We start from the raw sequence: 20,552 nt of genomic DNA on the forward strand, positions 1-20,552 counted from the left end.
AGCCCTCGCCCCGAGCCGGAAGAACCGGCTGGCACGCGAATTCTCGCCCCCTCTGTTCCCGAGAATGCGCCTGACCCTACGCATTGAATACAATGCGGGCGCGATGCGGCTGTGGCTGGAAAGCAATCGACTGTAAAGTCACGTATATCACAATTTTTGTCGGAATCAAAGCGCGTGTGTCGCCAACCTTACTTCCCCCGGACTTGTCCCGCACTTGGCCGCCGAGGCCGCCAACTTGCGGCACCAGCGGCGGCCGAGCTTTGCGATCCGCGCCGGATGCATATAAACATTTCTTTATATCCTTATTGCTCCACTGCGGGGCCTGTGCTACATGCCCCGGGACTTCAAGCAAGGCCGCCCGGAGCAACAGGCTTCCCCCGGCGGCGCGGCTGACCTCGAGCGGAGCGATCCATGAGCAACGATTATGTGGTGAAGGACATCAACCTTGCCGACTGGGGTCGCAAGGAACTGGACATCGCCGAGATCGAAATGCCCGGCCTCATGGCCACCCGCGCCGAATACGGCCCGTCGCAGCCGCTCAAGGGCGCGCGCATCGCCGGTTCGCTGCACATGACCATCCAGACCGGCGTGCTCATCGAGACGCTGAAGGCGCTGGGCGCCGACGTGCGCTGGGCCTCCTGCAACATCTACTCCACCCAGGACCATGCCGCCGCCGCCATCGCCGCCGCCGGCACCCCGGTGTTCGCCGTGAAGGGCGAAACCCTTGAGGAGTATTGGGAATACACCCACCGCATCTTCGAGTGGGCCGATGGCGGCACGCCGAACATGATTCTGGATGATGGCGGCGACGCCACGCTCCTCGTCCACCTCGGCCTGCGTGCGGAGAGCGGCGACACCGCCTTCCTCGACGGCGCCACCAACGAGGAGGAGGAAGTCCTCTTCGCCGCCATCAAGCGCCGCCTGAAGCACAAGCCCGGCTGGTACACCCTGCTTGCCAAGACCATCCAGGGCGTGACCGAGGAGACCACCACGGGCGTGCATCGCCTCTATGAGATGCAGAAGAAGGGCACGCTGCTGTGGCCCGCCATCAACGTGAACGACAGTGTCACCAAGTCCAAGTTCGACAATCTCTACGGCTGCCGTGAATCGCTGGTGGACGGCATCCGCCGCGGTACCGACGTGATGATGGCCGGCAAGGTGGCCATGGTCGCCGGCTTCGGCGACGTGGGCAAGGGCTCGGCCGCCTCGCTGCGCAATGCCGGGTGCCGTGTCATGGTTTCCGAAGTTGATCCCATCTGCGCCCTGCAGGCGGCCATGGAAGGCTATGAAGTCACCACCATGGAGGACGCCGCCTCGCGCGCCGACATCTTCGTGACCGCCACCGGCAACCTCGACGTGATCACCGTGGATCACATGCGGCACATGAAGGACCGCGCCATCGTCTGCAACATCGGCCATTTCGACAGCGAGATCCAGGTTGCGGCGCTGAAGAACTTCAAGTGGCACAATGTGAAGCCGCAGGTGGACGAGGTGGAGTTCCCCGACGGCAAGCGCATCATCCTGCTGTCGGAAGGCCGCCTGGTGAATCTCGGAAACGCCACCGGCCACCCGAGCTTCGTGATGAGCGCCTCCTTCACCAACCAGACGCTGGCGCAGATCGAGCTGTTCACCAAGCCAGGCCATTACGAGAAGAAGGTGTACACCCTGCCGAAGGCGCTGGACGAGAAGGTGGCGGCGCTGCATCTCGACAAGATCGGCGTGAAGCTCACCCGGCTTTCCGACCAGCAGTCGGCCTATATCGGCGTGCCGCAGACCGGCCCCTTCAAGCCCGAGCACTATCGCTACTGATCGCAGCACGGGTATTACCGCACAGTCAGGAGCGCCGGTCCGGGGGGCCGGCGTTCCGCGTAGCGGAGGGTTTGCGGCAGCGCATTGTCTTCCCCGCCGATCGGAGCTAGGTGTTGGACATACCCGCGCAAAGCGGGGTGAGCCGGAGGGGGTCCGGACGCGGCACGCAGCCGCCGCGGCGGGTTCGTCCGGCTCTCTTCGAAGGCCGATCCAGCCGTGCCGGGTGTGCATGCCCCGGGGGTTGCGGCATGGAGGTCGCGCTTGTGGCGGGGGCTTGCCTTGAACAGTTTCGTGCAACGGTCGCGAGGCTTACGACTGCGCGGTGCCGGGTGGCAGATGCTGCAGCGGGTGCCGGGGCACCCCTGCTGCGGCCAAGCCCCATGCTGAGAGGCGGCCGGCCTTCATGTCCATGAGCTTCTCCCGCGATCGTTCGCGCACCCTGCCGTTCGCGGCCGAGATCGGCGCCCTGGGCGTCGTGTTCGGGGACATCGGCACCAGCCCCCTTTATGCCCTCAAGCAGGGCGTGCTTGCCGTGGGGGGCACCAATTTCCTCGGCGCCGACGTGCTCGGCCTCCTCTCCCTCATCACCTGGAGCATCATCCTCTCCGTCACGGTGAAATACGTGATGCTGGTGCTGCGTGCGGACAATGACGGGGAAGGCGGCATCCTCGCCCTGGTCACCTTGCTGGACCTGCACCGCAGCGCCCTCGGCCTGCGCTGGTACCTGCTGGCGGCGGGCCTTCTGGGCGCGGCCATGCTCATCGGCGACGGCGTTCTCACGCCGGCCATCTCCGTGCTTTCGGCCATCGAGGGCCTGCAGGTCATCTCGCCGGAGCTGGAGCACTGGGTGGTGGCCCTCACCTGCCTGGTGCTGCTCGCCATCTTCCTGTCGCAGCGGCTGGGCACCGAGCGGATCGCCGCCTTCTTCGGGCCGATCATGCTGGTGTGGTTCGGCTCGCTGGCCGCCCTCGGCGTCTATGGCATCGTGCAGGCGCCGCAGGTGCTGGCGGGGCTCGATCCGCGCCACGGCGTCATGCTGATGGTGGAGCATCCAGGGCTGGCCGGCGTCATCCTCGGCGCCTGCTTCCTGGCGGTCACCGGCGGCGAGGCGCTCTATGCGGACCTCGGCCATTTCGGCCGTCCGGTCATCGCCCGGGCCTGGCTGTTCGTGGCCATGCCGGCGCTGCTGCTCAACTATTTCGGCCAGGGCGCGATCCTGCTGGTGGACCCCAACGCGGTGCGCAACCCGTTCTACGATCTTTGCCCCGACATGTTCGACGTGCCGCTGCTGTTCCTGGCGACGGCAGCCACGGTCATCGCCTCCCAGTCCATCATCACCGGCGTGTTCTCCCTCGCCAAGCAGGCCATCGAGCTGGGCTACCTGCCGCCCATGCGCATCCGCTACACCTCCGAGCACAACGAGCAGCATATCTATGTGGGCCGGCTCAACTGGCTCCTGATGATCGCCTGCATCGCCGTGGTGCTCGGCTTCGAGGCGTCGGAGAAGCTGGCCTCGGCCTACGGCATCGCCGTGGCCTTCGCCATGGTCACCACCTCCATCCTGTTCATCGCCCAGGTGCACCGGGCATGGGGCTGGCCGCCGGTGGCGGTCTGGAGCATGGCGAGCGGCCTGCTGCTGGTGGATTTCGCCTTCGCGTCCGCCAACATGACCAAGATCCATGACGGCGGCTGGCTGCCGCTGAGCATCGCCGCGGCCATCATCTTCGTGATGGTGAGCTGGCGCCGCGGGCTGGAGGGGGTGGTTGCCCAGCAGGTGCGCTTCACCGAGCCGCTGGACAATTTCGTCGCCCGCAAGGACCGGGTGAACGACGTGGAAAGCCCGCGCACCGCCATCTTTCTGTCCCGTGCGGGTGCGATGACGCCGGTGGCGCTCTCGCGCATGGCGGATCTGCTGAAGGTCCGCTTCGAGAAGGCGGTGATCGTGTCGGTTTGGATTGCCGCGCGGCCCCGCGTCTCGGTGGAGGACCGGGTGAAAGTGACGACCCTCAACGAGGGTTTCGTACGGGTGGACCTGCGCTTCGGCTACATGCAGCAGATCGACGTGCCCTCTGTGCTCGGCCCGGCGCTCAGCGCCCGGGGCATCGACCCGGACGCGGCCATCTATGTAATTGGCCACGAGCGGATCATCCCGCCCGACGAGGTGACGCGGGTGCGGGACGTGGTGGCCCACGTGTTCGCATTCCTGGCCCGCAATGCGGAGCGGTCGGTGGACCGGTTCGGCCTGCCGCGGGCGCGCACGGTGGAGATCGGCTATCCGGTGAAGCTCTGAGCCGTCCACCTGCCGGCTTTTGCGGAACCGGCTGGCCGCAAAGTGGAAATTAAGCAGGACACGGGTACCAAGGGCGCGTCTAAGATGCGCGTATATGTGGATGCGGGCCGGCGTCGTCGCGGGCGGGGGAAACGGTGACGCAATGGGTGTTCAAAATTCCAGGGTCTGGGTGTTCCTGAGGGATCGCGTCGGATTGCATGGGCTGGGCTTCATCGCCAGCCTCGTGGTCATCGGCTTCGCGTCGCTCGTGCTCTACCGGATGCTTCACAACCTGAAGTTCTCCGACGTGGTGGACGCCCTGGCGCAGAAGGACCCGCGCCATGTGGCAACGGCCTTCTTCCTGGTGGCCGGCGCCTACCTGACGCTGACCTTCTATGACTGGTTCGCCCTGCGGACCATCGGCAAGCACCATGTGCCCTACCGGGTGGCGGCGCTGTCGGGCTTCTGCTCCTATTCCATCGGCCACAATGTGGGCTTCACGGTCTTTACCGGCGGTTCGGTGCGCTACCGCATCTATTCCGCATGGGGCCTGGGCGCCATCGACGTGGCCAAGATCTGCTTCGTGGCGGGCCTCACCTTCTGGCTCGGCAACATTGCGGTGCTGGGCCTCGGCATCACGCTGCATCCCGAGGCGGCAACGGCGGTGGACCAGCTTCCGCCGGCGGTGAACCGCATCATCGGCATTCTCGCCCTGTGCGTTCTGGCCGGCTATATCGCCTGGGTTTCGGCGGCGCCGCGGACCATCGGGCGGTCGTCCTGGTTCGTCCATCTGCCGCGGGGGCGCTCCACCCTGGTACAGGTGGGCATCGGCATTCTCGATCTCAGCCTGTGCGCCGCAGCCATGTACATGCTGATGCCGGCCTCGCCTTATATCGATCCGGTTTCGCTGGCGGTGATCTTCGTCACCGCCACCCTGCTCGGCTTCGCCAGCCATGCGCCCGGCGGGCTCGGCGTGTTCGACGCGGCGCTCCTGGTGGCGCTGCCGCAGTTCGATACCGGCGAGATGGTGGGCGCGCTGCTGCTGTTCCGGCTGTTCTATTACATCATCCCCTTTGCCCTCTCGCTCACCCTCCTGGGCGCGCGGGAACTGGGCCTGCGCGCGGGGCGCTTCAAGGGCGTGCCGCCGCCGGCAGGGGCGGATGCCGCGGAGCCGCCGGTGTCCGGCGTGAGTGCCGGCCGCCATGCCGCCGGCATGCACCCGGCGGCCAAGCATTCCGCCGCGGCCTCCGCCGCCAAGCCGGGCACTGGCCAGGGCGCCAAGCTGTCCGCCAAACCGGCGGCCAAGCCGGCGGCAAAGCGGGCGGCGGAATAGCCGGCGCCGCCCGCGCATCCTTCCAGCCCTTGAGCTGAGCTGAGCGCCGCTGACGGTGTGTCCCGGTTCGTGACCGTGCGCCGGGCGCGGGCCCGATCGGGTGCGCCTTGATGCCTGCTGCCGGATCATATAAAAAGCGAGCGCTCGCTCGTATCATCCCTCCCAGCCGCGAGGCCGCCATGGATTTCACCATCTCCCCCCAATTGGAGAACCTGCGGCGCCGCATTGCGGATTTCGTCGCCCGCGAGGTGATCCCCCACGAATCCGACCCCGCCGCCTATGACGCCCATGAGAATATCGCCGCCCCCCTCCTCGCCCGGCTGCGTGAGAAGGCGCGGGCGGAAGGGCTCTGGTGCCTGCAGCTCAAGCCGGAGAATGGCGGCCTCGGGGTCGGCCGGGTCGGCATGGCGGTCTGCTACGGCGAGATGAACCGCTCGATCTTCGGCCCGGCGGTGTTCAATTCCGCTGCGCCGGACGACGGCAACATGATGGTGCTGGAAGCCGTGGGCACGGCGGACCAGAAGGCCCGCTGGCTCGCCCCGGTGGCGCGCGGCGATGTGCGCTCCGCCTTCGTCATGACCGAGCCGCACCCCGGCGGCGGTTCCGATCCCGCAATGATGCTGACCCGGGCGGAGAAGCAGCCCAGCGGCAGCTATCGCATCTACGGCCGCAAATGGTTCATCACCGGCGCGGAGGAGGCGGCCCATTTCATCCTCATCGCCCGCACCTCGGATGATCCGCGCACCGGCCTGTCGGCCTTCGCCTTCCACCACGATGCCCCCGGCTGGCGCATCGTGCGGCGCATCCCCATCATGGGGCCGGAGGAGCATGGCGGGCATTGCGAGCTGGAGTTCGACGGGCTGGAAATCCCGCCCCAGGACGTGCTGCTGGCGGAAGGCGCGGGCCTGAAGGTCACCCAGATCCGCCTTGGCCCGGCGCGCCTGACCCATTGCATGCGCTGGCTGGGCCTTGCCATGCGGTGCGTGTCCATCGCCCGCGACTATGCCGCCGTGCGCGAGGGCTTCGGTGTGCGCCTGGCCGACCGCGAAAGCGTGCAGACCATGCTCGGGCGCATCGCCATGGAGATCGAGATCGGCCGCCTTCTCACCATGAAGGCGGCATGGGAGCTTGATCGCGGCGGGCTTGCCCGCAAGGAGGTGTCCATGGCGAAGGTGAAGGCCGCCAACACGCTGCACCTCGCCGCCGACACTGCCATCCAGATCAACGGCGCCCGCGGCTATTCCAAGGACACGGTGCTGGAATGGATCTACCGCTATGCCCGTCAGGCCCGCATCGTGGACGGGGCCGACGCGGTGCATGAAATGGTGCTGAACCGTTTCCTGGAGAAGGAGGCCGACGGCTTCTGGTCCTGGCCGGTGGCCGACGGAGCGGCCGGGGAGCCGCGCGCGTGAACGGCCGGGAGGACACGGCGCTCCCGTTCGATGCCGCCCGGCTCGATGCCTGGCTGAAGGCGCGGATGGACGGCCTTGCCGGGGCGCCGCACATCGTCCCCATCTCGGGCGGGCAGTCCAACCCCACCTTCTTCGTCACCTATGACGCGCGCGCCCTGGTGCTGCGCAAGCAGCCGCCGGGCGATCTCCTGCCCTCGGCCCATGCGGTGGACCGCGAATACCGCATCCTGCGGGCCCTGGCCGGCAGCGGCGTGCCGGTGCCCCCGGCGCTGCTCCTGTGCGAGGACCGCTCGGTCATCGGCACGCTCTTTTATGTCATGGAGCGGGTGGAAGGGCGCGTGTTCCACGACTGCACCCTGCCGGGCGTTCCCCCCGCGGAGCGCCGGCAGATGTACGCCGCCATGGCGACGACCCTGGCGGCTCTGCACAATGTGGACGTGACGGCGGCGGGGCTCTCGGATTTCGGGCGGCCCGGCAATTTCTACGGGCGGCAGATCGCCCGCTGGACGCGCCAGTGGGAGCTTTCCCGGACACGGGCGGACGCGAACATCGACCACCTCGTGCGCTGGCTGCCGGCGCACATTCCCGATGACGACACCACCGGCATCGTCCATGGCGACTATCGCATCGGCAATCTCATGTTCCACCCCACCCGGCCGCAGGTGGTGGCGGTGCTGGACTGGGAATTGTCCACCCTGGGCCACCCGCTGGCGGACCTCGCCCATTGCGCCATGGCGTGGGTGTCGCGACCGCAGGAATATGGCGGCATCGACGGGCTGGACCTCGACGCCATGGGCATTCCGGCCCGCGAGACCTTCGTTGCGGACTATGCGGCGGCGGCGCACCACGGCCTGGCCCTGGCCGATTTCCACATGGCCTTCGCCCTGTTCCGCTGGGCGGTGATCTTCGAGGGCATCGCCGCGCGCGCCCTCGCGGGCAATGCGGCGGCGGAAGGGGCGGCGCAGACCGGGCAGCTTGCCGAGGCCTTCGCCCGCCGCGCGGCCGCCTTCACGGCATGAGGCGGGGGCGGGGCGGATCGCGCATCAGCGCCGCCTCCACGAAAGCGGTGACGCCGGCGGCATAGGCGGCGGCATCCAGCCCGCGCTTGCGGTGCTTGCCGCGCTTCACATACCAGTCCTGGAGCAGGGGCTTGATGAGGCTGGCGACGAATGCGGGGTCCGGCGTGGAGAAGCAGCCGCGCGCCACGCCCTGCGCCAGCACCTCGGCGAAGATGCGCTCGGTGGCGAGCTCGCTTTCCACCGCCCGCCGCCGGCCGTCCGCCGGGAAGGCCTTGGCCTCCATATAGGCGAACACGAACCAGGGCTGCATGGCCTCCGACAGCGCCACATGGCGGGCGATGAGCCAGCGCAGATGGCGCGCCGGGTCCGCCCGCACGTCGGCAGGGGCGCAGCCGAGCGCTTCCTCCACGGCGGCGGAAACCTCCTCCAGGATCATCAGGAGCAGGGTGTCCTTGCCGTCGAAATAGGAATAGAGCCCGCCCATGCTGAGGCCGGAGGCCTGCGCCAGCTGGCGCAGGGTCATGGCATGGAAGCCGTGGCGGTTGGACAAGGTGAGGGCCGCCTCCACGATGCGGGCGAGGTTGGCCACCGCCACGTGGGGCTTCTGGACCCGGATGGTGTCACGGTGGCGGGCATGGATGCGCGCGCACAGGGCGGGCAGGGAATAATCCGCAGTCGTGCCGTCCTGCGGAACTGGTGCTTGCGCGCTCCCGCCCGATGGTGTCTTCACCCGTTTCCGCCTTCAGCCCGCGCCCGGCGCGTTCGCTTGTGCCAAATGTGGCGGCCCGCCGATCCGATGGAGTCCCGCGGCTCGGCGCCCGCTCTGCTGAAGCACAACGACCGAAGGGCGGAAAGTCAAGCGAGCGCTCGTTTGGGTCGCGTCGTCCTGAAGGCCGGGTGCAAGGTGAAATGTGCAGGGCGAAGTGTGCGTGCACGCATGCGCAACTCCCGGGGCGGGCACCCCGTTTTCACCGCGTCCTGCTGCGCTACACCATGGCGCAAAGGGCTTCCATGCGGGCGCAGAAGTCTCCGAGGGATGGCTGCTGCTCCCCCGGCGGCAGGGTGAGCAGCAGGTCGGCGAGGTCGCCGGCCTCTTGGCTCCGCAGGAAGCGGACCACGTCGTCGATGCTGGAGGCGCGAGTCTCCGCTTCGCCGATGACGATGCGCAGGCTGAACGGGTCGTCCGGGGGAAGGCTTCGGCCCATGTTGCTCTCCAATCCTGTCGCGCCGCGGCGCGACATCATGACCGGAAAATCAACGCGGGCGCGGCCGCCGGGTTCCCCCGCGGGCCTCAGGCGCCGTGCTGGATGAGGTCCGGCAGGCGGCGGGTGAGGGTGCGCAGCACGCTCTGCGACCCCTTGGTCATCACGTCGAACACGCCGTCGGAGGCCGCGTCGGTGCTGAAGCCGTCGTGCTGGAAGCGCAGGCGGGTGCCGCCGCCGGGCAGCTCGGTCAGGGTCCAGGTCACCACCGTGTCGATATAATGGCCGAAGCCCTTCAGCTCCTCGTGCCCGCCCTTCCAGCTGAAGGACAGCTCGCGCGGGGCGATGGCGGTCTTCACCTGGCACTGGAATTCGCCGTCCCAGCGCTCGATGGGCCGGCCCCAGATGGTGAAGCGGTGTCCCTCCAGCGGTTGGATGTCGTTGGGGAAGAACCACACGGCCAGCCATTCGGAATCGGTCATGGCGCGCCAGACGATATCCACGGGATGCTCGAAATCGGCTTCGCTGACAATGGAGCGGGTCTCGGTAACCTCGGTCATGGGGCAACTCCTGAAGGGACGATCCAAGAAAAAACCAACGATGGCGCCGGCGCGGCCGGGGCGCAATCCCGCCTCATGCGGGGGGCTGCCCGGCCAGCAGCGTCTGGAAATGCAAGCCGAAGGCCGCGCGGGCGCCGGCGTCGGGAAACAGGATGTCGGCGCTCCATTCGGTGCTGCGGGTGCCGTCCGCCCAGTCGCGGCCGCACTGGTGCCAGGCCAGCCGGGGCCAATGGGGATTGCGGATGGCCGGCGCCGCGCCCGCGCGGGTGCCGGGGCGGCCGAGGCGGGCGGCGAGCCAGTCCATGACCTGCGGCCGGAAGGCGAGGGCGAAGGCGAGGCCGTGGCGGATCTGCCGCGGCGGCGGGCGCAGCAGTGCCTGGTCGATCACCGCGAAGGCGCTCGGCCCGTCGCCCGATGCCAGTTCGCGCATCACCAGCACGCGGAAGCCGGCGGCAAGCTGCAGCGCCGGTACCGTGTGGACTGCCGTCGGCTCGGCATGCCCGCAGGGGCTGTCCCCCTCGGCGCTCACCGCCGCAGGCCCGCTGGCCCGCTTCCTGCTTTTCCCGCCGCGGACGGACGACGGGGAGGCGAGGGCGGACGGTGGTGGACTATATTCCCGAGTTGAGCGAAGTGCGCATGGTGCGACGGGCGCCGGAGGGGCCGTTCGTGCTGGAGGGCGAGGACCGGGCCTATGTGGAGGCAAGCCTGCGCGCCGTGGAGGCGGCGTTCGGGCTTACGGCCTTTCCCGGTGTCCCGTTCGGCCGCATTCCGGGGCGCGCGCTGATCGCACGCTTCATCGCGTGGTGGCGCAGCCTTGTGCCGGCTGACGCGGCGCAGCGCGACGCCCATGGCCAGCTGCCGGGCGCCATCCGGCTGCTGGATACCGTGTCCGCCTTCATGGAGGAGCGGGCCGGGCGCGACGGGGCGCCTCTGCGCTGAGCCGCGCACCGCGCTCACCCCTTGGCCGAGCCGGGCTCGGGCGGCACGCGATCGGACGCCTTCAGCGCGTCGATGCACGCGAACAGGGCCTGAAGCCCGTCGGCGCGGGCTTCCTCCTCGCTCGCGCCCACGCCGAGGCAGCCGGGGATATCGGAAAAGCGCGCCACATAGCCGCCCCCGTCCTCCGGCGGCAGCGGCGCGACGGTGCAGGGATAGGCGGCAAGGTCGATGGGGGTGGGGGCGTTCATCGGTCGAGCGCGTCCATGCGGTCCACCATGGCGACGAACGCCTTCACGTGGACGGGAAGGATCTTCTTCTTCAGCGGCACCGCCACGCAATCCGGCACGGAGGGGTGGGTGAACACCACATGGGTGCCGGTGACCTTACGGAATTTCATGGCGTATTGGGACGCGGTGATTTCGAGATCCGCTGGGATCCAGCCCTTGCCGGGATCGGCGCGCAAGGCTTCGAGCCGCTTATTGTGCATCAGAGTATCCGCAGAATGAAAACGTGAGCCTGGAAAGCCTTCAGTGTAGGAGCCGCGCGCCACGCATCAAGCGGAAATGCTGGGCAGATTGGGTGGAGGTATAAAACGGAGTGCTCGACTCAGGGTTGAGGATATCGGTAAATGGGGGGACAAGAAAACTGGGGGGCAGGAAATGGACGCGGGGCTACTTCCGGAATTTCGCGCCAGGTTTGTCGAGTTCGCCAAGCGCGCGGTGAACGCTGCGCCGCGCTGCGCGAATGAAGAGTCAACAAAGATGTTTCTTGTGGTTCCCATGATTTCGTTTCTGGGATACGACCACCTGGACCCCTCGGAAGTGTTTCCAGAGCACCATTGCGATTTTTCGGAGAAGTATAAAAATCGAGTCGATTTTGCGATATTCAAGGCCAATGAGCCGGTGATTGCGATCGAGTCCAAACCGGTGGGCGCCGCCAACCTGCGCGATGATCGAGGACAATTGCGCAGCTATTTCAATGCGGCGAAGACGGTCAAGATGGGCATTCTCACGGATGGCCTGATCTGGGAATTCTATGCGGATTCCGACGAGCCCAACATGATGGATGCCAACCCCTTCCTTCGCTTCGACCTGCGGGATGTCGCCAAGGGCAAGGTGGACGATTCGGCGCTGGAAGGTCTGCACAGTCTCGGCAAGAGCGTATTTGATCCCGAAAACATCGGCGCCGAAGCGAAGCGCAAGCACATCTACAATTCCGTGTTGGCGCAGGTGGCGACCATATTTTCGGACCCGCCGGAGGAGTTCGCTCGCCCGTTGCTGAAGCGCGCCGGGATCGGGCACCTTTCCCAGAAGGCCCTTGAAGAATATCGGCCAGTGATTCAGGGGGCGTTCCGTGAATTCATCAACCGCCAGATTCTTCACCGTCTCGACCTGCCAAAGCCGGAGCCGGTGATACCGGGCGGCGCGGGTGTGGCGGAACCCGCGCCGCCCCCAGGTCCTGATCCCATCGTGACGACCGAACGCGAGATCGAGGTGTTCAACTGGACATTGAAGCGCCTCGCCTTCCTGGTGCGGGACGATAGCCTGTTCTCTGAAATTTCGTCCATTGATTACAAGGACTACCAGGGAAAGTTCGTGGTCTTCTACAAGATGGAGCGCAAGGGCCGGCTGTTCGAATTCATGGAGGGCAAGGCCGGCAACGGCTACCGCTTCATCTTCCCTGAGGAAAGCGGTCTCACCCCAGCGGATGTGACCGTCAAGACCCTCGCGGACATTGACGCGCCCCTTTTGGCGACATTCCGGGCGCGGGTTGCGGCCATTGTCCGGTCGCCCGTGCCGCCAGATCCCGCCTGACACGACGGGTGGGGCAAGGGCACCCCCGCCGCTTGCCTGCGGCCCCTGCGGGGGTGTAAGGCTTGAGAAGTCTTTCCTTTTCAGCCTGCCATTGCCTTGCCCCTCACCATCTGCACCTGGAACATCAATTCCGTCCGCATCCGTCTCGACATCGTCCGTGCGGCGGTGGAGCGGCTGCGGCCCGACATCCTGTGCCTCCAGGAAACCAAGTGCCAGGACGACAAGTTTCCGCTCAACGCCATCCGCGACATGGGCTTTCCCCACATCGCCCTCAACGGGCAGAAGGGCTGGCACGGGGTGGCCACCTTCTCGCGCCATCCGTTCGTGCAGGTGCAGCGCGGCGAGTTCTGCGGCAAGGGCGACGCGCGCCATGTGGCGGTGACCCTCGCGCCCGAGGTGGCGCTGGGCAAGCCGCTGACGGTGCATAATTTCTATGTTCCCGCCGGCGGCGACGTGCCGGATGTGGAGCTGAACCCCAAGTTCGCCCACAAGCTCGCCTTCCTGGATGAGATGACGGCCTGGGAGCCCCTCTGCGCCGCCGGGGCCGATCCCGATCGCCATGCGGTGGTGGTGGGCGACCTCAACATCGCCCCGCTGGAGGCCGATGTCTGGAACCACAAGCAACTCCTCGGCGTGGTCAGCCACACTCCGGTGGAGGTGGAGCGGCTGAACCGGCTGCAGGCGGCCGGCCCCTGGGTGGATGTGATGCGCGCCTTCGTGCCGCCGCAGGAAAAGCTGTTCACCTGGTGGAGCTACCGCTCGCCCGACTACACCGTGAATGATCGCGGCCGCCGGCTCGACCATGTGTGGGCCAGCCGCAGCCTTGCCCCCGCGGCGCGGGCGATGACGGTGCTGAAGGAAGCGCGCGGCTGGGAAAAGCCCTCGGACCACGTGCCGGTGGCCCTCACCTTCGGGTGATCTTTGCGGGTGACGCTTTCGGGCGCGTCAGGGCTTGGGTGCGGGAGATGGCGGGGCGCCGGCGGGGGGCGGCCCCTCGGCGGGTGCGCCGCCGAAGCCCTGCAGGCCCAGCGCGGCGCCGATCTTGCCCTTGGGCACCTTCACCACCTGAACCCCGGGCGGCAGCTGGAACAGTTTGGGGTCCTGCGGCCCGCGGGTGAGCTGGGATGCCTCGAACAGCACCTGCTTCTTGCCCTTGATGTCCACCTCGGTGCGCAGGGCGATGCCGTCCGGCGTGATGCAGGCCACCGTGGCGCCCATGGCGATGCTGGCCTGGGCGGGGGTGGGGCCGTCCATCTTCCACAGGTCGCAGGCCTCGCCGGCAACCTGCGATTCCCCCACGCGCAGCCCGTTGCCGGAGAGCGCCCCGAGGGCGTATTCCGGCGGAAGCTCGATCTCTACCGCCATGTTGGGCAGGTTCGGCGTGCGCACCACCATGCGGCGCGCCTTCAGGTCGATGATGCCGATCATGCTGCCGGGCACGTTCGGCCGCGTCATCTCCACCCGCATCTTGCCCTGGCTGTGGGCGAGGTCCAGGGAGCCGCCGCGGCGCAGGCCGGCCTTCAGCGCGAAGTCCACCGACGGCAGCGGAATGGGGTCCGCCCTGGCCGCCTGGGGTGCGAGCGCCTGACAGGCGAGTGCCGCCACGAACAGGGGGCAGGCGCCAATGGTCACGCGCCTGTGGGACTGTCGCATGGTCACCTCCTCCTCGCCTCACTCTTAGCAGATGTGGCGGCCGGGCTGGCAAGGGTGCCGCGGGCCCGGGCTTGGAAACGCCGAACGCAGGCGCGCGCGGCGCACTTTTTGCGTTGCGATGTCGTAAAGTCTTCGTGCTGGCACGCCAGCATCGACAGAATGCGGGGGCAACCCGCGATTCGCGAAGAGCGGGAGGGAGGGACGGCGGATGGCGATGCCCGGGTTGGACCAGGGGTCGATCGCGCGGCCGCGCGAACTCCGCTCGCCGGAGGCCGGGACACCCGGAACGCCCGCGCAGCCGGCACCCGGCCTTCCGGCCGTAGCCGCCGCGGACGCCCGCCCCGGCGCCGCCCCGGCGGACGTGCCGCGCGCGCCCGTCGCCGCTGCGCTTCCCGCCGGCGGGCGCCGGCGGCTCATTCTCTGCCTGTGCGCCCTCGCCCTGGCCTGCGGCGTCGGCATGGCCTTCGAGGCGCTGCATCCGGTGCTCGGGGGGGTGATGCTGGCGTTGCTCCTGGCTGCCTATCTGGGCGTGCCGGCGGACCGCGCGGTGGAAGCCCTGCCCTCGGCGGCCCCGCCGGAGCCGGCCCTGGCCCCGCGGCCGGACCGCCGCGACGCCCAGGCGGCTGCCGTGGTGGCGGCGCTGCCCGAGCCGGCGCTGCTGCTGTCGCCCTCGGGCGAAATCGTGACCGCCAACGAGCGCGTCGCCCTCGCCATCGGCCCGACGCGGGTGGGCGACCCCCTGTCCTTCGTGGTGCGGGTGCCCGAGGTGCTGGATGCGGTGCGGGCCGCCGCCGCCGACGGCATTCCCCGCCGGGTGGAGTTTGCCGAGCGCGTGCCCCTGGACCGCTGGCTCGAAGCCCATGTGGTGCCGCTGCGGCTCGATGCCCCCGCCGGCGGGGGCCGCATGGCCGGCGAGGCGGCGCCCGATGCCGTGCTGCTGACGTTTCGCGATCTCACCCAGCAGCGCCGGGTGGAGCAGATGCGGGCCGACTTCGTGGCCAATGCCAGCCACGAGCTGCGCACACCTCTGGCCTCGCTTTCCGGCTTCATCGAGACCCTGCAGGGGCCGGCGCGCAACGATGCCCCGGCCCGCGAGCGCTTCCTGTCCATCATGGCGTCGCAGGCCAAGCGCATGTCGCGGCTGATCGACGACCTGCTCTCCCTGTCGCGCATCGAGCTCAACGCCCATGTCCGGCCGCAGACCAAGGTGGACCTGGGGGCCATCGTCGCCCATGTGTGCGACACCCTCTCGCCGCTGGCCCGCGATCGCGGCGTCACCATCGAGCAGGTGCGGGAGGCGGGGCGGCTGGAGGTGCTCGGCGACCGCGACGAGCTCATCCGCCTGTTCGAGAATTTGGTGGAGAATGCGCTGAAATATGCCGCCGTGGGCAAGACCATACGGGTCAGCGTGGTGCGCGAGGCGGGCAATGTGGACAGCGCGGTGGTGACGGTGCGCGACTTTGGCCCGGGGATCGCGCCGGAGCACCTGCCGCGCCTCACCGAGCGCTTCTACCGGGTGGACGTGGCGGCGAGCCGCGACCAGGGCGGTACGGGACTGGGCCTCGCCATTGTGAAGCACATCGTGGCCCGCCATCGCGGCCGGATGGCCATCGACAGCGTGCTGGGCGAGGGCGCGACCTTCGCCGTGCGCCTTGATGCCGTCCTGGAAGACAAAAAAAGCTGAATAAGCCAGCGGCCTGCGAAGTCATCTCAGTGTCATGTCCGCGTCATAGAACCTTGGCGCGCGGAGGCTATGAGTCCCGGGCCCAATGTCGTTCCGGCCCCAGGCTGTGGAGCGGCTCCGAAATTGGCAAGGAGAGATACCGTGAAGCTCACCACCGCACTCGGCGCAATCGCCGTGGCCGGCTCGCTGTTCGCTGGCAGCGCTCAAGCCGTTGATTTCACTGGTGCCGGGGCGTCTTTCCCCGCCCCCGTCTACCAGGCCTGGGGTGCGAAGTTCAAAGAAAAGACCGGCTCGACCCTGAACTACCAGTCCATCGGTTCGGGCGGCGGTCAGAACCAGATCATCAACCGCACGGTTGATTTCGGCGCCTCCGACGCCACCGTTCCCGGCGAGAAGCTCGCCGCCAACAAGCTGCTCCAGTTCCCGACCGTGATCGGCTCGGTGGTCGCCACCGTGAACCTGGAAGGCATCGCCACCAACCAGCTCAAGCTGACCGGCCCGGTGCTCGCCGACATCTATCTCGGCAAGATCACGAAGTGGGACGACAAGGCCATTGCCGAGCTGAACCCCGGCGTGAAGCTGCCGTCGCAGGCGATCGTTCCCGTGTATCGCTCGGACTCCTCGGGCACGACCTCCATCTTCACCTCCTACCTCAGCGCCGTGAGCCCTGAGTGGAAGTCCAAGGTCGGCTCCGCCACCTCGGTCCAGTGGCCGGCTGGCGCCGGCGCCAAGGGCAACGAGGGTGTCACCGGCACCGTGAAGAACACCAAGGGTGGCCTCGGCTACGTGGAGTTCATCTACGCCGCCGCCAACAATCTGGTGGTGACCCAGCTGAAGAACAAGGCCGGCCACTTCGTGAGCCCCGAGGTCAAGGGCTTCCAGGCTGCCGCCGCCTCCGCCGACTGGGCGGGCGCCAAGGACTTCGCCGCGTCCATGATCGACGCCCCCGCCGCCGAGGCGTGGCCGATCGTGAGCCCCACCTACATCCTTCTCCCGAAGGACCCGAAGAACATCGAGGCTTCTCGCGAGACCATGAAGTTCTTCTCCTGGGCCTACACCAAGGAAGGCGCCGAGATCGCCGAGAAGATGCACTACATCCCGCTTCCCGCGTCGGTCGTGAAGCAGGTTGAGGAAGCCTTCAAGAAGGAAGTTCTGGGTCCGGACGGCAAGCCCGTCCTCTGATCCTGGATTGCTACGCATCGCCCTCCCTACGGAGGGCGATGCTCTTCCGGGTGGAGCCGCCTCATTCCTGGAGGGGGTTGCGGCTCCAGCCGAAAGGGTGAACATCTCGCGCGGCGTCGATCCGCTGTGCGCAACGTCTTGCAGATCACGCCGCCTGTGCGGCTCGCGGGGGACAAGCATCCGATGGACGCTACGGTGGAGAGCATGCGGTCTGGCACGGTCCAGCCCATCAGCAAGGCGAAGGGAACCGGCGCGGTTTCCGACCCCATCTTCGTGGGCCTGCTCTGGGCCAGCGGCATCTTCGTTCTCGTGCTTCTCGGCCTCATCATCGCCGAGCTGTTCCAGGGCGGCCTGCCGGCCCTGCAGCATTTCGGCCTCGATTTCATCTGGACCGCCACGTGGAACCCGGTGACCGAGAATTTCGGCGCCCTCGTGATGATCTACGGCACGCTGTTCAGCGCCATCATCGCGGTGGTGGTGGCCCTGCCCTTGTCCTTCGGCATCGCCTTCTTCCTCACCGAGATCGCTCCGCCGCCGCTGAAGCGGCCCATCGGCGTGGCCATCCAGCTTCTCGCCGCCGTGCCGTCCATCATCTACGGCATGTGGGGCTTCTTCGTCATCGTCCCGCTCATGGCGGCCTATGTGCAGCCCCCGCTGATCGACACGCTGGGCAACCTGCCGATCATCGGCCTGCTCTTCGCCGGTCCGCCCCTGGGCTCGGGCATGCTCACCGCCGGCCTCATCCTGGCGGTGATGATCCTGCCCTTCATCACGGCCATGTTCGTGGAGACGCTGGAATCGGTGCCTCCCATGCTCAAGGAATCCGCCTACGGCGTCGGCGGCACCACCTATGAGGTCTACAAGAACGTCTCCATCCCCTACGGCCGCACGGCCATGGTGGGTGCGGTGATGCTGGGCCTCGGCCGCGCGCTGGGCGAGACCATGGCGGTGACCTTCGTGATCGGCAATGCCACGCGCCTTTCGGCCTCTTTGTTCGCGCCGGGCGCCACCATCGCCTCCACCATCGCCAACGAATTCCCCGAGGCGCCCATCGGCTCGCTGAAGCTGACCTCGCTGCTGCAGCTCGGCTTCATTCTCTTCGTCATCTCGTTCATCGTGCTGGCCCTGTCCCGGGCGCTCGTGCGCTCGCGCCTCGACTGATCCGGGGGGAAGGAAACCATGGCTTCTCTCGCTGCCCGCCGCGCCAAGGACACCACCATCAAGGCGGTTTCCGTCGGCTTCGCCGTCCTGGCCATCTTCCTGCTCGGCTGGATCCTGTGGACGCTCCTGTCCCGCGGGCTTCCGGCCCTGGGGCTCAATGTCTTCACCGAGGTCACCAAGCCGCCGGGCCAGAATGGCGGCCTGTTGAACGCCATCGTCGGCTCGCTGATCCAGATCGCCATCGCCATGGCCATCGGCGGTCCCATCGGCATCTTCTGCGGCACCTTCCTGGCCGAGAACGGCAAGGGTACGAAGATCGGCGCGGCCGCGCGCTTCGTGAACGACATCCTCTTGTCGGCGCCGTCCATCCTGGTGGGCCTGTTCATCTACACCCTGCTGGTGGTGCCGCTGGGCGGCTTCTCCGGCTGGGCGGGCTCCCTGGCGCTGGCGATCCTGGTGATCCCGGTGGTGGTGCGCACCACCGAGGACATGCTGAACCTGGTGCCGGTGGGCCTGCGCGAGGCGGCTTTCGCCCTCGGCGCCCCCCAGTGGAAGGTGGTGATGTTCATCACCTGGCGCGCCGCCCGGGCCGGCATCGTCACCGGCATCCTCTTGGCCATCGCCCGCGCGGCCGGCGAGACGGCGCCCCTGCTGTTCACCTCGCTCGGCAACAACGCCTTCTCGGTTGACCTGTCGAAGCCGATGGCGAGCCTGCCCATCGCCATCTACCAGTTCGCCGGAAGCCCGTTCGACGACTGGGTTTCCCTTGCCTGGGCCGGCGCGCTGCTCATCACCGTGGGCGTGCTTGTGCTCAACGTCGCCTCCCGCCTCTTCCTGGCGCGTAGCAACTAGGCGTTCCGACTGAATAAACCGCCGCCGGCGCGCCCGGCGGCCAACGCCCCGGAACTCAACCTCCCAAGTGAGGCTCAGATGACTTCAGCCGTCGATCCCACCTTCAACATCGCCTCGTCCGTGGCCGCGAAGCCGGATGCGGTGCAGGCTCCGTCCAAGATCAAGGTGGACAACCTCCAGTTCTATTACGGCACCAACCACGCGCTCCGGAACATCAATTTCGATATTCCGGAGAAGCGGGTCACCGCCATGATCGGCCCGTCGGGCTGCGGCAAGTCCACGCTGCTGCGCGTGTTCAACCGCATGTACGACCTCTACCCGGGCCAGCGCGCGGAAGGCGCGGTGCTGTTCGACGGCGTGAACATCGTCGGCAAGGAGCTGGACCCCACCATCGTGCGCACGCGCATCGGCATGGTGTTTCAGAAGCCCACCCCCTTCCCCATGACCATCTATGACAACATCGCCTTCGGCGTGAAGCTGCACGAGCGGCTTTCCAAGGCGCAGATGGACGAGCGGGTGGAATGGTGCCTGCGCAAGGCCGCCATCTGGGACGAGACCAAGGACCGCCTGCACACCTCCGCCCTCGGCATGTCCGGCGGCCAGCAGCAGCGCCTGTGCATCGCCCGCACCATCGCGGTGAAGCCGGAAGTGATCCTGCTGGACGAGCCCACCTCGGCCCTCGATCCCATCTCCACCTCGAAGATCGAAGACCTGATCGACGAGCTGAAGCAGGAATTCACCATCGTCATCGTGACCCACAACATGCAGCAGGCAGCACGCTGCGCCGACATCACCGCCTTCTTCTATCTGGGCGAGCTGATCGAAGTGGCCCCCTCGGACGTGATCTTCACCAATCCGAAGGAGATCAAGACCCGCGATTACATCACCGGCCGCTTCGGCTGAGCCCTGGAAGGATCCTGAGATGCCGGAGCATACCGTATCGTCCTTCGATGTGGAGCTGAAGGAAATCGGCCGCAAGGTGGTCGAAATGGGCGGCCAGGCCGAGCGCCTGGTCAGCGACTCGGTGACCGCCCTCATCCGCCGCGACGGCGCCCTTGCCCAGAAGGTGGTCCTTCTGGACGCCACCGTGGACCAGGCGCAGCGCGACATCGAGGAGCGCGCCATCCTCGTCATCGCCAAGCGCCAGCCGGTGGCCAACGACCTGCGCGAGATCGTGGCCGCCATCCGCGTGGCCAACGATTTGGAGCGCATCGGCGACCTCGCCAAGAATGTCGGCAAGCGGGTCATCGCCATCGAGGGCGAATACCACCCCCACAAGCTGGTGCGCGGCGTGGAGCATATCGCCGAGCTGGTGCTCGAGCAGATGAAGGAAGTGCTGGACGCCTATGCCGCCCGCAACGAGGCGAAGGCGCTGGAAGTGTGGGGGCGCGACGGCGCCATCGACACCATGTACACGTCCCTGTTCCGCGAGCTCCTCACCTACATGATGGAGGACCCGCGCAACATCTCCGTGTGCACGCACCTGCTGTTCTGTGCCAAGAACATCGAACGCATCGGCGACCACGCGACCAACATTGCGGAGATCGTCTATTACATGGTCACGGGTCAGGTGTTGCCGGAGAGCCGCCCCAAGGCGGATGCCTCCAGCGAGACCACCCTGGCATTTCCTGGGCGTACCGTTCAGGGCTGAGGCCCTGGCGGA

General features: G+C 67.5%; 21 protein-coding genes. 14 read left to right on the top strand and 7 right to left on the bottom strand.

The window, feature by feature from the left end; all coding sequences use genetic code 11:
• Window positions 1-411 precede the first annotated feature (411 nt).
• The 5 genes from ahcY (at window position 412) to ACI7BZ_RS06235 (ending at window position 7,842) form a co-directional block, all read left to right on the top strand.
• Window positions 412-1,809 (top strand): adenosylhomocysteinase, encoded by a 1,398-nt coding sequence (gene ahcY / locus ACI7BZ_RS06215; protein ID WP_414116316.1) that lies wholly within the window; start codon window positions 412-414, stop codon window positions 1,807-1,809.
• Window positions 1,810-2,212: 403 nt separating this feature from the next.
• Window positions 2,213-4,099, top strand: coding sequence for a potassium transporter Kup (locus ACI7BZ_RS06220; RefSeq protein WP_414116317.1), 1,887 nt, complete (start codon window positions 2,213-2,215; stop codon window positions 4,097-4,099).
• Window positions 4,100-4,241: 142 nt separating this feature from the next.
• A complete protein-coding gene (locus tag ACI7BZ_RS06225; RefSeq protein WP_414116318.1) occupies window positions 4,242-5,411 on the top strand; it encodes a putative bifunctional lysylphosphatidylglycerol flippase/synthetase in 1,170 nt (389 codons plus the stop codon).
• 179 nt (window positions 5,412-5,590) lie between these two features.
• On the top strand, window positions 5,591-6,823 hold the full coding sequence (locus ACI7BZ_RS06230) for an acyl-CoA dehydrogenase family protein (RefSeq protein WP_414116319.1): 1,233 nt from the start codon (window positions 5,591-5,593) through the stop codon (window positions 6,821-6,823).
• Window positions 6,820-7,842, top strand: a complete 1,023-nt coding sequence (locus tag ACI7BZ_RS06235) for a phosphotransferase family protein (RefSeq protein WP_414116320.1) — start codon at window positions 6,820-6,822, stop codon at window positions 7,840-7,842. Before ACI7BZ_RS06230 ends, ACI7BZ_RS06235 begins: the two co-directional genes overlap by 4 nt.
• Here the strand turns inward: ACI7BZ_RS06235 and ACI7BZ_RS06240 are convergent.
• The 4 genes from ACI7BZ_RS06240 to ACI7BZ_RS06255 form a co-directional block, all read right to left on the bottom strand.
• Entirely contained in the window at window positions 7,832-8,572 is a 741-nt protein-coding gene (locus tag ACI7BZ_RS06240; protein WP_414116321.1) for a TetR/AcrR family transcriptional regulator, read from the bottom strand. The two genes, ACI7BZ_RS06235 and ACI7BZ_RS06240, sit on opposite strands and share 11 nt — an antisense overlap.
• A 256-nt stretch (window positions 8,573-8,828) precedes the next feature.
• Complete coding sequence (locus ACI7BZ_RS06245) at window positions 8,829-9,047, bottom strand: hypothetical protein (protein WP_414116322.1); 219 nt, start codon at window positions 9,045-9,047, stop codon at window positions 8,829-8,831.
• A gap of 86 nt (window positions 9,048-9,133) precedes the next feature.
• The gene (locus tag ACI7BZ_RS06250; RefSeq protein ID WP_414116323.1) at window positions 9,134-9,604 is read right to left on the bottom strand and encodes an SRPBCC family protein; all 471 of its coding nucleotides are present in this window, start codon (window positions 9,602-9,604) and stop codon (window positions 9,134-9,136) included.
• Window positions 9,605-9,677: 73 nt separating this feature from the next.
• Window positions 9,678-10,133 carry a hypothetical protein gene (locus ACI7BZ_RS06255; protein ID WP_414116324.1) on the bottom strand — a complete coding sequence of 152 codons (456 nt, stop codon included), beginning with the start codon at window positions 10,131-10,133 and terminating at the stop codon, window positions 9,678-9,680.
• A 71-nt stretch (window positions 10,134-10,204) separates the two neighbouring features.
• Between ACI7BZ_RS06255 and ACI7BZ_RS06260 the strand changes: the two genes are divergently transcribed.
• Complete coding sequence (locus ACI7BZ_RS06260; protein ID WP_414116325.1) at window positions 10,205-10,543, top strand: hypothetical protein; 339 nt, start codon at window positions 10,205-10,207, stop codon at window positions 10,541-10,543.
• Window positions 10,544-10,557: 14 nt separating this feature from the next.
• Here ACI7BZ_RS06260 and ACI7BZ_RS06265 read toward each other — a convergent pair whose 3' ends face one another.
• On the bottom strand, window positions 10,558-10,791 hold the full coding sequence (locus ACI7BZ_RS06265) for a type II toxin-antitoxin system HicB family antitoxin (RefSeq protein ID WP_414116326.1): 234 nt from the start codon (window positions 10,789-10,791) through the stop codon (window positions 10,558-10,560).
• Complete coding sequence (locus tag ACI7BZ_RS06270) at window positions 10,788-11,030, bottom strand: hypothetical protein (RefSeq protein ID WP_414116327.1); 243 nt, start codon at window positions 11,028-11,030, stop codon at window positions 10,788-10,790. The genes ACI7BZ_RS06265 and ACI7BZ_RS06270 overlap by 4 nt, the downstream gene beginning before the upstream one ends.
• A gap of 172 nt (window positions 11,031-11,202) precedes the next feature.
• On the opposite strand from ACI7BZ_RS06270, the gene ACI7BZ_RS06275 reads away from it, so the two are divergent.
• Complete coding sequence (locus tag ACI7BZ_RS06275) at window positions 11,203-12,357, top strand: type I restriction endonuclease (protein WP_414116328.1); 1,155 nt, start codon at window positions 11,203-11,205, stop codon at window positions 12,355-12,357.
• 96 nt (window positions 12,358-12,453) lie between these two features.
• Window positions 12,454-13,275 (top strand): exodeoxyribonuclease III, encoded by an 822-nt coding sequence (locus tag ACI7BZ_RS06280; RefSeq protein ID WP_414116329.1) that lies wholly within the window; start codon window positions 12,454-12,456, stop codon window positions 13,273-13,275.
• A gap of 27 nt (window positions 13,276-13,302) precedes the next feature.
• Here the strand turns inward: ACI7BZ_RS06280 and ACI7BZ_RS06285 are convergent, their stop codons facing one another.
• Window positions 13,303-14,010: a hypothetical protein gene (locus ACI7BZ_RS06285; RefSeq protein WP_414116330.1), complete on the bottom strand. Its 708-nt coding sequence runs from the start codon at window positions 14,008-14,010 to the stop codon at window positions 13,303-13,305.
• Window positions 14,011-14,218: 208 nt separating this feature from the next.
• On the opposite strand from ACI7BZ_RS06285, the gene ACI7BZ_RS06290 reads away from it, so the two are divergent.
• The 6 genes from ACI7BZ_RS06290 (at window position 14,219) to phoU (ending at window position 20,540) form a co-directional block, all read left to right on the top strand.
• Window positions 14,219-15,694 carry an ATP-binding protein gene (locus tag ACI7BZ_RS06290; RefSeq protein WP_414116331.1) on the top strand — a complete coding sequence of 492 codons (1,476 nt, stop codon included), beginning with the start codon at window positions 14,219-14,221 and terminating at the stop codon, window positions 15,692-15,694.
• A 141-nt stretch (window positions 15,695-15,835) separates the two neighbouring features.
• Window positions 15,836-16,876, top strand: coding sequence for a phosphate ABC transporter substrate-binding protein PstS (gene pstS, locus ACI7BZ_RS06295; RefSeq protein ID WP_414116332.1), 1,041 nt, complete (start codon window positions 15,836-15,838; stop codon window positions 16,874-16,876).
• A gap of 204 nt (window positions 16,877-17,080) precedes the next feature.
• Window positions 17,081-18,037 carry a phosphate ABC transporter permease subunit PstC gene (gene pstC / locus ACI7BZ_RS06300; protein ID WP_414116333.1) on the top strand — a complete coding sequence of 319 codons (957 nt, stop codon included), beginning with the start codon at window positions 17,081-17,083 and terminating at the stop codon, window positions 18,035-18,037.
• An 18-nt stretch (window positions 18,038-18,055) separates the two neighbouring features.
• On the top strand, window positions 18,056-18,889 hold the full coding sequence (gene pstA, locus ACI7BZ_RS06305; RefSeq protein WP_414116335.1) for a phosphate ABC transporter permease PstA: 834 nt from the start codon (window positions 18,056-18,058) through the stop codon (window positions 18,887-18,889).
• Between the two features lie 78 nt (window positions 18,890-18,967).
• Window positions 18,968-19,792 (top strand): phosphate ABC transporter ATP-binding protein PstB, encoded by an 825-nt coding sequence (gene pstB / locus ACI7BZ_RS06310; protein WP_414116336.1) that lies wholly within the window; start codon window positions 18,968-18,970, stop codon window positions 19,790-19,792.
• Window positions 19,793-19,811: 19 nt separating this feature from the next.
• Window positions 19,812-20,540 (top strand): phosphate signaling complex protein PhoU, encoded by a 729-nt coding sequence (gene phoU / locus ACI7BZ_RS06315; RefSeq protein WP_414116337.1) that lies wholly within the window; start codon window positions 19,812-19,814, stop codon window positions 20,538-20,540.
• The last annotated feature ends 12 nt before the right edge of the window (window positions 20,541-20,552 follow it).

This window comes from Xanthobacter sp. AM11, assembly GCF_047444035.1.
Classification (GTDB): domain Bacteria; phylum Pseudomonadota; class Alphaproteobacteria; order Rhizobiales; family Xanthobacteraceae; genus Xanthobacter.